General features: G+C 45.4%; 10 protein-coding genes and 1 rRNA gene. All 11 read left to right on the top strand.

Features of this window, described 5'->3' with window-relative positions; all coding sequences use genetic code 11:
• Positions 1-2: 2 nt before the first annotated feature.
• Positions 3-1,583, top strand: a complete 1,581-nt coding sequence (locus tag GVJ38_RS06275; RefSeq protein WP_200849463.1) for a putative polysaccharide biosynthesis protein — start codon at positions 3-5, stop codon at positions 1,581-1,583.
• Position 1,584: 1 nt separating this feature from the next.
• The gene (locus GVJ38_RS06270; RefSeq protein ID WP_159722323.1) at positions 1,585-1,851 is read left to right on the top strand and encodes an RNA-binding S4 domain-containing protein; all 267 of its coding nucleotides are present in this window, start codon (positions 1,585-1,587) and stop codon (positions 1,849-1,851) included.
• Positions 1,852-1,930: 79 nt separating this feature from the next.
• Positions 1,931-2,362, top strand: coding sequence for an FtsB family cell division protein (locus tag GVJ38_RS06265; protein WP_159722322.1), 432 nt, complete (start codon positions 1,931-1,933; stop codon positions 2,360-2,362).
• Positions 2,363-2,405: 43 nt separating this feature from the next.
• Positions 2,406-2,909 carry a S1 domain-containing RNA-binding protein gene (locus GVJ38_RS06260; RefSeq protein WP_159722321.1) on the top strand — a complete coding sequence of 168 codons (504 nt, stop codon included), beginning with the start codon at positions 2,406-2,408 and terminating at the stop codon, positions 2,907-2,909.
• 198 nt (positions 2,910-3,107) lie between these two features.
• Positions 3,108-4,430, top strand: a complete 1,323-nt coding sequence (gene tilS / locus GVJ38_RS06255) for a tRNA lysidine(34) synthetase TilS (RefSeq protein ID WP_159722320.1) — start codon at positions 3,108-3,110, stop codon at positions 4,428-4,430.
• A 14-nt stretch (positions 4,431-4,444) separates the two neighbouring features.
• Positions 4,445-4,990 carry a hypoxanthine phosphoribosyltransferase gene (gene hpt / locus GVJ38_RS06250; RefSeq protein ID WP_159722319.1) on the top strand — a complete coding sequence of 182 codons (546 nt, stop codon included), beginning with the start codon at positions 4,445-4,447 and terminating at the stop codon, positions 4,988-4,990.
• Between the two features lie 72 nt (positions 4,991-5,062).
• Positions 5,063-7,195 (top strand): ATP-dependent zinc metalloprotease FtsH, encoded by a 2,133-nt coding sequence (ftsH, locus tag GVJ38_RS06245; protein ID WP_235032836.1) that lies wholly within the window; start codon positions 5,063-5,065, stop codon positions 7,193-7,195.
• Positions 7,196-7,450: 255 nt separating this feature from the next.
• Positions 7,451-8,338, top strand: coding sequence for an Hsp33 family molecular chaperone HslO (gene hslO, locus GVJ38_RS06240; protein ID WP_159722318.1), 888 nt, complete (start codon positions 7,451-7,453; stop codon positions 8,336-8,338).
• Positions 8,339-8,350: 12 nt separating this feature from the next.
• Positions 8,351-9,346 (top strand): tRNA dihydrouridine synthase DusB, encoded by a 996-nt coding sequence (gene dusB / locus GVJ38_RS06235; RefSeq protein ID WP_159722396.1) that lies wholly within the window; start codon positions 8,351-8,353, stop codon positions 9,344-9,346.
• Positions 9,347-9,435: 89 nt separating this feature from the next.
• Positions 9,436-10,929 (top strand): lysine--tRNA ligase, encoded by a 1,494-nt coding sequence (gene lysS / locus GVJ38_RS06230; RefSeq protein WP_159722317.1) that lies wholly within the window; start codon positions 9,436-9,438, stop codon positions 10,927-10,929.
• Positions 10,930-11,495: 566 nt separating this feature from the next.
• Positions 11,496-11,722 (top strand): 16S ribosomal RNA (locus GVJ38_RS06225); the annotation flags it as partial.

Genomic DNA, 11,722 nt, shown 5'->3' with positions numbered 1-11,722 from the left:
ACCTGGCTAATAAAGAAATGAAAGTCATGATGCAAGGCGCGTTCGTCTTGACGGCCGCGTCGTTTGTCGCGAAGATCCTAAGCGCGATCTATCGCGTGCCTTATCAAAACTTAGCTGGCGATGAAGGTTTTTACGTCTACCAGCAAGTCTATCCGATCTATGGTCTTGCCATGACGTTGGCGCTGTCGGGCTTGCCGCAATTCATCTCGAAATATGTCGCGGAAAAGCCGACACTTTCGCAGCAAAAAAAAGTGTTAGCTGAGTTGTTCCCGCTGATTTCCAGTATCGGGCTCGTTTTGTGGGCGGGGACTTTTTTTTTCAGCAACGAGATCGCCCGCTGGATGGGGGACAGTCAGTTAAGTCCATTAGTTCGCGTAGTCGCCTTCACCTTTTTGTTGATGCCGGTGTTGGCGACTAGCCGGGGCGAGTTTCAAGGCAAGTTGCTGATGACCCCGACTGCGATCTCACAAGTGATCGAGCAAGTGATCCGAGTGACGGTGATTTTATTTTCAGCTTGGGCTTTGCAGCGATTTGGCTGGTCGGTCTATCAAGCCGGGACGGTGGCGATGTCTGGTGCAGTCTTTGGCGGACTGGCGGCAATTATCGTTTTAGTGTATTATCAGAAAAAAATCTTAGGGACCGGCTTCAGTCGGCCGTTGAAAAAAATCCAGCAACCGCAACTTTTTCGCCGGCTAGTAGTGGAAGGCGGCTTAATGACGATCTACAGTGGTTTTTTGATCTTATTCCAACTGGTGGATTCTTTCACCATCAAAAAAGCGTTGGTGGCACATGGCTTGACTGAACAAGGAGCTAAGATCGCAAAAGGAGTCTATGATCGCGGCCAACCGCTAGTCCAACTAGGATTAGTGATCGCGTTGGCGTTGAGCGCTAGTTTTTTACCGATCTTGACGCGCTATTTAAATGATCGGGAACTGTTTGTCAAAAACAGCCAGATCTTTTTACGCTTGACCAGTGGCGTGGCAGCTGCAGCTTCAGTCGGGCTAGCCTTGTTGTTGCCGTTAGTGAATTATGGGTTGTTCAAAGATCAAGCCGGCAATGGGACACTGACAGTTTTTGTCTTGGCGATTTTTTTGATGGCATTGATCCAAGCTCACCAAAGTATCGCCCAAAGTCAAAACCGTAATCACGCGCCACTTGTGGCAGCTGGCAGCGGTTTGGCAGTCAAGGCCGCCACCACGACGTTGTTTACTCGACAATGGGGAACGCTGGGGGCAAGTCTGGCGACGATTTTCAGTTTATTCGTGACGCTAGTCGTCTTACAGCGTGCAAGTGAAAAAAGCATCCAGCAATATCGCAAAGGACATTTCACGTTCAAACTATTGGCATGTTTAATGGGGATGAGTGTCGTGATCTTTAGTTATTACGGCGTTTTACATTTTACGATCGGCGACATCAAGCACCGCAGTCAAGCACTGCTTTTAGCGATCATCGGGGTCGGCTTAGGCGGTAGCGGATTTATTTTACTTGCGATCCGCTTGAAGTTATTAACGTTGCGGGAGTGGCTGTTATTGCCATTTGGCGCAAAAATCTTACGAATCAATTGGAAGAAAGAAGGAAAATAATATGCGTTTAGATAAATTTTTGAAAATCTCACGGATCATCAAACGCCGCTCAGTGGCTAAAGAAGTGGCGGACAAAGGGCGGATCCAAGTCAACGGCAAACTAGCGAAATCTTCGACTGATGTCAAAGTCGGCGATGACGTGAAGATCCGTTTTGGGAATAAAGTGTTGGAAGTCAAAGTCGCTGAGCTACATGAATCGACTAAAAAAGATGACGCGGCGCAAATGTATGAGATCATTCGGGAAGAGCGCGTGGAAAATAACCTTTAAATAAAGCGAAATCAAATAGACATCCTCTAGGGGACTTGTTATAATGGGTAGGAATATCATAAGGATGGGAGCGGAGAAAATGAGTGAAAAACAGCAACCGAAAGTAGCCTCCATCGGCACTCCTTATGCGAAAGAACAATATGTGAAATTTCAAAAGCAACAACGACAATTGATCTTTCGCCGCCGACGTTTAGCTGCGGTGATCGCAGTGGTCGGAGTGATCTTTACCGTTATGAGTATTCAGATCTTTCACGAACACCAGCGTTTGAATAATTTAGTGTCGATCAAAGAAAAAACGCAAGTCGAAGCTAAAAAAGTTGACACGCGTGTAACGACTTTAAAGCATGATGTCGCATTGTTAGAAAATAATGACTACGTGGAAAAGCTAGCCCGCAGCCGTTATTATTATTCTAAAGACGATGAATTGATCTTCGTTTTACCAGAGCAAAAAGCGACGCCAGCCACCAATGATCCACAAGAAATCATTAAGTCTGAAACTACCAACAAGTAGTTTTAATAAATAGGTAATTAAAAATAGGAGGAACAATCTTTTTATGTCAATCGAAGTAGGAGCTAAGCTACAAGGAAAAGTGTCTGGGATCACAAATTTTGGTGCATTCATTGATCTTGGAGAAGGGAAGACCGGCTTAGTCCATATCAGTGAAATATCCAATGGTTTTGTCAAAGATATCCATGATGTTTTAAGCGTAGGAGATGAAGTGACCGTCAAAGTGACCTCGGTTGGTGATGACGGCAAGATCGGTCTTTCAATTCGAAAAGCGCAAGATCAACCACAAGCTGAAAAGAAACCATATCGTGAACACCGTGAAAGCCGCGACCAGCATGACAATCGTGATAACCGCGATAATCGTGGCGGCGGACATCGCGACAACCGTTCACAAGGCCGGAAAGGTCGACCAAGCAACAATCACGGCGGCGGCAAACAAGACTTCGATACATTGATGAGTTCCTTTTTAAAGGATAGTGATGATCGTTTATCATCACTAAAACGTAATACAGAGGGAAAACGTGGCGGCCGCGGCGGACGTCGCAGCTAACACGGGAAGCTGAGATCCGATGGGTTTCAGCTTTTTTTGTCGGGAAAAGTCAGCTGTTGGCAAAAAGCGCCAAAAATCAATTGACCGCTTATTGCTGGAAAGTTGAACGAGCCTGCTGCGCTTTTCATTAGATCTAGCTACGAGAACGACCTTCTCTTCGCTTTTCATTTCACATTGAGTTCATAAGGAGGTGGTAGGATGGAAGCAGCTTTTTGGCAACAAAATCAGGCTTTCTTTCAAGGTCAGAAGATTTTATTGGCGGCTTCTGCGGGGGTTGACTCGCAAGTGTTACTGCATTTGTTGACGAAATTACCGGTGACGTTCGGCGTGGCACATGTGGATCACGGGTTGCGTGCTGAGTCTAAAGCGGAAGCGGATTTTTTGCGGACCCTTTGCCACACGTTACACGTACCATTTTACGAAACGCGTTGGCAAACGATCCCTTCAAGCGGTGTCGAAGAACAAGCCCGCGCGTTTCGCTACCACTTTTTTGAACAGGTGATGGAAGAAGCGGGCTATGAGCTATTGTTCACGGCCCATCATGGGGATGATCAAGCGGAGACGATGCTGATGCGACTAGTGCGAGGTGGCAGTTTAGCGACTCATGCCGGAATCAAAAAAGTTCAGCCGTTTGCTACAGGTCAGCTAGTGCGGCCGTTAGTGACGTTTGAAAAAGCCGCGTTGTATCGGTACGCCCAGCAGCACCAGCTTCAGTATTTAGAAGACGCGAGCAATTTTTCTGACGCGTATTTGCGCAACCGGCTGCGGCATCATGTTCTGCCGAAATTAAAACAAGAAAATCCCCAAGTGCTACAACATTTTGCGCAATTCAGTCAGCAGTTGTTTTCAGCAGATGATGCGCTGAAAGAATTATTAGCCAATCGCTTGGACCAAGTGACGGAAACTTCGACCGGTTGGCAATTTGCCCGCACACTTTTGCCGGAAAATGCCAGTACGCGCTATTACTTCTTGCAATTTTTTTGTCAGCAGTGCGAAGTGGCGATCAGTCAAAAACAATTGCAACAAGTGTTGACCTTGATGACTAAAACCAAATCCCAGTGGACGATCGATCTTGAAGGTGGTTGGCAATTTTTCCGAAGCTATGAACAATTAGGATTGATGAAAACAAAACCGGTAAAAAATGTGTCGCAAATTACTCTTACAGCAGAAGAAGCAGTTGCTTTGAGTGAGACGGAAACGGTTTGTTTGCGCCAAAGCACGGGGAAAACGTCAGCTCAGTATCAGCTGGAATTACCTTTGACGACAGCCTTGCCGCTAGTTGTTCGGCGGCGTAGACCCGGGGATCGCATCCAGTTGAGTCCGACACTTTTTAAAAAGGTCCGCCGCTATTTGATCGACCAAAAAATCCCGCAAAAAAAACGCGAGCAGCTCTGGGTAGTGACCGATGCGAACGATCGCGTTTTAGCGCTATTACCTTTAGTGAATTCTTATTTGAGTATTAGGAATGAAACTGATAGAATACACTACATACTTGAATATAACGCTCAGGGAAAGAATTGAAAGGAGCCCCTTTTATGCTAGAAAAAGATATTGAAAAAGTTTTGATTACGCGAGAAGAGATTCAAAAACGTTCCGCTGAACTAGGTGCCGAATTGACGAAAGAATACGCTGATAAAAATCCATTAGTAGTCGGGATCTTAAAAGGAGCCATCCCCTTTATGGCTGACATTGTCCGCGAGATCGATACGTATCTCGAATTAGATTTCATGGATGTCTCAAGCTATGGCAATCAAATGGTCTCATCTGGTGAGGTCAAGATTTTAAAAGATCTTGACACCAACGTGGAAGGCCGCGATTTATTGATCGTCGAAGATATCATCGACAGTGGTCGGACATTAGGCTATTTAGTTGATCTATTCAAATACCGTAAAGCTAATTCGGTGAAGATCGTGACGCTTCTAGACAAACCAGAAGGCCGCGTGGTCGATATCACTGCCGATTATGTCGGATTCAATGTGCCGAATGAATTTGTCGTCGGCTACGGATTGGATTATGCGGAAGCTTATCGCAATTTGCCGTATGTCGGCGTGTTAAAACCAGAAGTTTATCAATCAAATTAATGCTGGTTGGAAAAACATTGTGTTATAATTAATTGGTCAGAATAAAACAAAAACGATCCAAGGAGGACGCCTATGAACAAAAATAATAAGGGGGTCAAAAATGCCCTCTATTATATCCTCGTGATCTTGGCGTTGGTGATGGTCGTTTATTTCCTATTTGGAGATAACAAATCGCAATCGCCGGACATCGAGTATAGTACCTTCACCCAACAGATGAAGGACGGAAAAATCAAAAACTTCAAGATCCAGCCATCCAACGGGGTCTACAAGATCACCGGGCAGTACAAAGAAAAACAAGAAGTTTCAAACGCTGGCGGCTTGAGCATCATCGGATCGACCGACACGACGACGACACACTTTTCAACGATCGTCTTGCCGAATGACTCTTCGTTAAAAGAAGTCAGCGATCTAGCCAAAGACCACAAAGTCAAAGCAGATGTCCAAGAAGAATCTAGCAGCGGCATGTGGATCACTTTACTAGTCAGCTTCTTGCCGATCTTGATCATGGTCTTCTTCTTTTACATGATCATGGGCCAACAAGGTGGCGGCGGTGGCGGCAACGGTCGGGTCATGAACTTTGGGAAATCCAAAGCCAAAGAAGCCGACAAAAAAGCCAACCGCGTCCGTTTCTCTGATGTCGCGGGAGCCGAAGAAGAAAAACAAGAATTAGTGGAAGTCGTGGAATTTCTGAAAGATCCACGGCGTTTTGTGGAGCTGGGCGCTCGAATCCCAGCTGGGGTCTTACTAGAAGGACCTCCCGGAACTGGTAAAACATTGCTGGCTAAAGCAGTTGCTGGTGAAGCTGGCGTACCGTTTTACTCGATCTCAGGTTCAGACTTTGTCGAAATGTTCGTCGGGGTCGGTGCCAGCCGAGTTCGGGATTTATTTGAAACAGCGAAGAAAAATGCACCTGCGATCATCTTCATCGATGAAATCGATGCAGTCGGTCGGCAACGGGGCGCTGGGATGGGCGGCGGTCACGATGAACGTGAACAAACCTTGAACCAGTTGCTTGTTGAAATGGATGGATTTGATGGGAATGAAGGCGTCATCGTCATTGCCGCAACCAACCGTTCAGATGTTTTAGATCCAGCTCTCTTGCGTCCGGGACGTTTTGACCGTCAGATCTTAGTCGGTCGGCCAGATGTCAAAGGTCGGGAAGCGATCTTACGCGTCCACGCACGGAACAAACCGTTAGCAGATGATGTTGATTTGAAAGTCGTAGCGCAACAAACACCAGGTTTTGCCGGTGCTGACTTAGAAAACGTCTTGAACGAAGCCGCTTTAGTAGCTGCGCGTCGGAACAAGAAAAAAATCGACGCTTCTGATGTGGATGAAGCCGAAGATCGCGTGATCGCCGGACCAGCGAAAAAAGATCGGGTCATCTCCGAACGCGAACGTAAAATGGTCGCCTACCACGAAGCCGGCCATACGATCATTGGAATGGTCTTGAACCGTGCACGGGTCGTTCACAAAGTAACGATCATTCCGCGAGGACGCGCCGGTGGTTACATGATTGCCTTACCAAAAGAAGATCAGATGTTGATGACCAAAGACGATATGTTCGAACAAATCGTTGGGCTCTTAGGGGGGCGGACAGCTGAAGAGATCATCTTCAATGTTCAATCAACTGGGGCTTCCAATGACTTTGAACAAGCGACACAATTAGCTCGTAGCATGGTCACGGAATATGGGATGAGTGAAAAACTTGGTCCGGTTCAATATGAAGGCAACCATCAAGTTTTTGTCGGTCGTGACTACGGCCAAACAAAAGCTTATTCTGAACAAGTTGCCTTTGAGATCGACCAAGAAGTGCGCAAGATCTTGATGCAAGCCCACGAAAAAGCTCGCGAGATCATCGAATCTCATCGTGACCAGCATAAATTGATCGCTGAAAAATTATTGGAATACGAAACATTGGATGCCAAAGCGATCAAGTCATTGTTTGAAGATGGCAAGATGCCGGAAAACGACAGCTTGTATCCAAGTGAAAAATCACAAGCACAGACATTTGAAGAAGCCAAACGCGCCTTGGAAGTCAAAGATGCTGAAAAACAAGCAGAAGATGATAAATCAACTAGCGATTCAGCAACGAAAGGCCAAGACTCAGCTGAAAAAGCTCCAGCGCCAAACGCTGCGGATTCAACGGATGTCAAACCGAAAGATGCGGAACCACATGATTCGGATTCGGATCATCAAGCATAAAATCGATTGAAGTAAGAGGGTAAGATCAACGCGGATTGATCTTGCCCTCTTTTCGTTTTAAGATGGTGCTCGGTCACTTGAAGGCTGCGTTACAACTGCGTACAAAGCTACGGGCACCTTGAACTTTTCTTAAACCGGAACGGAGCAGTTGAAAATTTTCAAAACTCCTAGTATGATGCAATCACGAGTAACAGTTGATCAAAAGCAGTCAATGGCTGAATGATCAACTTGATTTTAATGACGAGGAGTACAAGCATGAGCGATTATTTAGTAAAATCATTGGCTTATGACGGTTTTGTGCGGGCTTATGCGGTGGATGCCACTGCAACGATCGCCGAAGCGCAACGTCGTCATGAGCTTTGGAACACGTCTTCAGCAGCGTTAGGTCGTACGATGATTGGCGGGTTGATGTTAGGCGCGACGTTAAAAGGTGATGACAAATTAACGGTGAAAGTATTAGGGGATGGACCAGCTGGCGCGATCGTCGTCGACAGTAATGGACGCGGTGATGTCAAAGGCTATATCCAAAATCCACATTTGAGCTTGCCGTTAAATTCTCAAGGTAAATTGGATGTCCGGGGTGCAGTTGGGACGCAAGGTAATTTCACTGTGATCAAAGACTTAGGTTTAAAAGAACCTTTTTCTGGTCAAACACCGATCGTTTCTGGTGAGATCGGCGAAGATTTCACTTATTATTTGGCAGTCTCTGAGCAAGTGCCTTCTGCAGTCGGGGTTTCCGTTTTAGTGAACACCGATGACACGATCAAAACAGCGGGTGGTTTCATGATCCAAATCATGCCTGGTGCAAGTGACGAAGTGATCGACAAAATCGAGCAGCAAGTAACGCAAACCGCACGCATTTCCAGTCTGTTAGATGAAGGCAAGACCCCCGAAGAAATTTTGACGGGCTTGTTAGGAACGACCGAGATCGACTGGCTCGAGAAAATGCCGGTGCAATTTAAATGTGATTGCTCGAAAGAAAAATTTGCCGAAGCGATCATCGCGCTAGGTGCGGAAGAGATCCAGACATTGATCGATGAAAATCACGGTGCTGAAGCAGTTTGTACGTTTTGCAACAATAAATACGAATACAGTGAAGCAGACCTCGCTGCATTGAAACAAGAAGCGTTAGGAGAGAGTTAAATGACAAAACCATTGAATGGGACGTGGAAGATCGGCGATGTCGAGATCCCCAATCGGGTCGTGGTGGCGCCGATGGCTGGGATCACAAATGCCGCGTTTCGCGTAACGGTCAAAGAATTTGGTGCCGGGCTGGTCGTCTGTGAGATGATTAGTGACCAAGGGATTCATTTTCGAAATAAAAAGACGTTAGAGATGCTCTACATCGATGAACGGGAACATCCGTTAAGCGTGCAGATCTTTGGTGGTAATAAAGATTCTTTAGTAGAAGCAGCGCGCTTCGTTCAAGAAAATACGGAAGCGGACATCGTGGACATCAACATGGGCTGTCCGGTAAATAAAGTCGTTAAAACCGATGCGGGAGCTAAGTGGTTGTTAGATCCCGATAAAGTCTATGAGATGGTGTACGCAGTGGCGTCTAGCGTCGACATTCCTGTCACCGTCAAAATGCGGATCGGTTGGGACAGTGAGCATATCTTTGCTGTGGAAAATGCACTGGCAGCTCAAAGTGCGGGCGCAGCTGCTCTAGCGATGCACGGTCGGACACGAGTGCAAATGTATGAAGGGGAAGCCGACTGGGGTGTGTTGAAACAAGTCGCTGATCACTTGACAATCCCGTTCATGGGTAATGGCGATGTCAGAACACCAGAAGATGCGAAGCGTATGATCGAAGAAGTCGGCGCTGATGGGGTGATGATCGGTCGCGCTGCGCTTGGTAATCCGTGGATGATCCATCGTACGCAACATTACTTGGAGACCGGTGAATTGATCGCTGAACCAACCCCACGGGAAAAAATCGCCACGGCCAAAGTGCATTTGCAACGGCTCGTTGATCTAAAAGGTGAAAAAATCGCGTGCCGTGAGTTCCGGCAACATGCCAGCTATTATTTAAAAGGCATTCCGCGGGCGGCCAAAGTCAAAGTCGCTATCAATGAGACCGAAGAACAACACGTCATCAATGACTTATTGGATGCTTTCGTCGAAAAAACGGAACGCCAAAAAGTTCGCTAGATTTCAAGCCGAATCCTGAATTCGGCTTGCTTTTTTATGTATTCATTGGCATTATAAGAAAGAATAGCAAGAATGAAGGAGGAATCTTCGTGACAGAAGAACAAAATTATCAGACGGAAATGAACGATCAAATGCGTGTCCGTCGTGAAAAAATGGAAAATATCCGCGAGCAAGGCCAAGATCCATTTGGCGAGCGGTTTGAACGGACAGCAAATTCAAAAGAGCTCCATGAAAAATTTGATGCAGACACAAAAGAAGACTTAAAAGAAAAAGGCTTGACGGCTAGTGTTGCTGGTCGGATGATGACCAAGCGCGGCAAAGGAAAAGTTGGCTTTGCCCATTTACAAGATCGCGAAGGTCAGATCCAGATCTATGTCAGAAAAGATGAAGTCGGTGAAGAGCCTTACGCGATTTTTAAACATGCTGACCTAGGCGATTTCTTTGGCGTGACTGGTGAAATCATGAAGACTGATACCGGTGAAGTGTCCATCAAAGCTCAAAAGATCACGCTATTGACAAAATCATTGCGACCATTACCAGAAAAGTATCATGGTTTGACGAACGTAGAACAACGCTATCGTCAACGGTATTTAGATCTGATCTCAAATCGTGATAGCTTCGACCGTTTTGTGAAACGCAGTGAGATTATCAGTGAGATCCGTCGTTATTTGGATGGCTTAGGGTACATCGAAGTCGAGACACCTGTGTTACACAACGAAGCAGGTGGAGCTGCGGCTCGTCCGTTCATCACGCACCACAATGCGTTGGATATGGATCTGTATTTACGGATCGCGTTGGAATTGCATTTGAAACGTTTGATTGTTGGCGGGATGGAAAAAGTTTACGAGATCGGCCGTGTCTTCCGAAACGAAGGGATCGATACGACCCACAATCCAGAATTTACGATGATGGAAGTCTATACCGCTTACTTCGATTATGAAGACGTGATGAATTTGACAGAAGGCATCATCCGCGACGTGGCAGCTAAAGTTTTAGGCGAAAATACGATCACCTATGATGGTCAAACGATTGATTTGAAATCTGATTTTAAACGCGTGCATATGGTCGATGCGATCAAAGAAAAAACCGGTGTTGATTTTTGGCCAGCTATGACGCTGGAACAAGCGCGCGCATTAGCAGCTGAACACCACGTAGAAATCAACGATAATATGGAAGTCGGCCACATCATCAACGAATTTTTCGAAACCTTTGTTGAAGAAACATTGCAACAACCGACCTTCATTTATGGTCATCCTGTGGAAGTTTCACCACTGGCTAAGAAAAATGCGCAAGATGATCGCTTTACGGATCGCTTTGAGTTATTTATCGTGGGGCGTGAGTTTGCCAATGCCTTTACCGAATTAAATGACCCGATCGATCAGCGGGAACGGTTTGAAGCGCAAGAAAAAGAACGCGAACAAGGAAACGATGAGGCCCATGGCGTAGATGAAGATTTCTTAGAAGCGTTAGAATATGGAATGCCGCCAACTGGTGGATTAGGAATTGGGATCGATCGTCTCGTCATGTTACTGACAGACGTCCAATCGATTCGTGATGTTTTGCTTTTTCCAACGATGCGCTAAAAAATAAAGACGGATGATTTTGTGTATCTTGCAAAATTATCCGTCTTTTTTGTGATTTTAACGAATGTTTCAAAACTGTTACGCGATAACAATCGGGTATAAAAAAAGGTGGCAAAAAAGTACAATTAATCGTTGACCAATCCGAATTAAGTTGGTATATTAATTATTGTTCGAAACGAGGAAGTCAAATATCTCGCTCGAAAAACTTAAAAAAAGTTATTGACAAATAGCTTGAGATTAGGTATTCTAACAAAGTCGCATCAAGCACTTCAAACAACTTCAAAAAAATAATTTAAAAAAGTTGTTGACTTTCAGCTGGAAAGCTGATAAGATGTAAAAGTTGCTGATGCAACACGAAACACCATGTAGACCTTTGAAAACTGAACGAAATAAGACGAACCAAATGTGTAGGGCGTTTCTATATTTATAGAAACAACATACAAGCAAGCAATTTATGCTAGCGAATCAATTTTATTTGAGCTTAACAAATTCAAATGACGTCAAATTGTTCTTTTAGAAAATTTGACTATAGTTCAACATCGATACAAACGTATCGTGTTGAACTTATATATGAGAGTTTGATCCTGGCTCAGGACGAACGCTGGCGGCGTGCCTAATACATGCAAGTCGAACGCTTTTTCTTTCATCGAACTTCGGTTCACCGAGAGAAAAGGAGTGGCGAACGGGTGAGTAACACGTGGGTAACCTGCCCTTAAGAAGGGGATAACACTTGGAAACAGGTGCTAATACCGTATAACAATTTTTATCGCATGATAAGAATTTGAAAGGCGCT

It is taken from the genome of Enterococcus sp. CSURQ0835 (assembly GCF_902706605.1).
In the GTDB taxonomy this organism is placed as follows: Bacteria; Bacillota; Bacilli; order Lactobacillales; family Enterococcaceae; genus Enterococcus_A.
The sequence above is the reverse complement of the archived record's forward strand: the minus strand, read 5'-3'. Positions and strand labels throughout refer to the sequence as shown.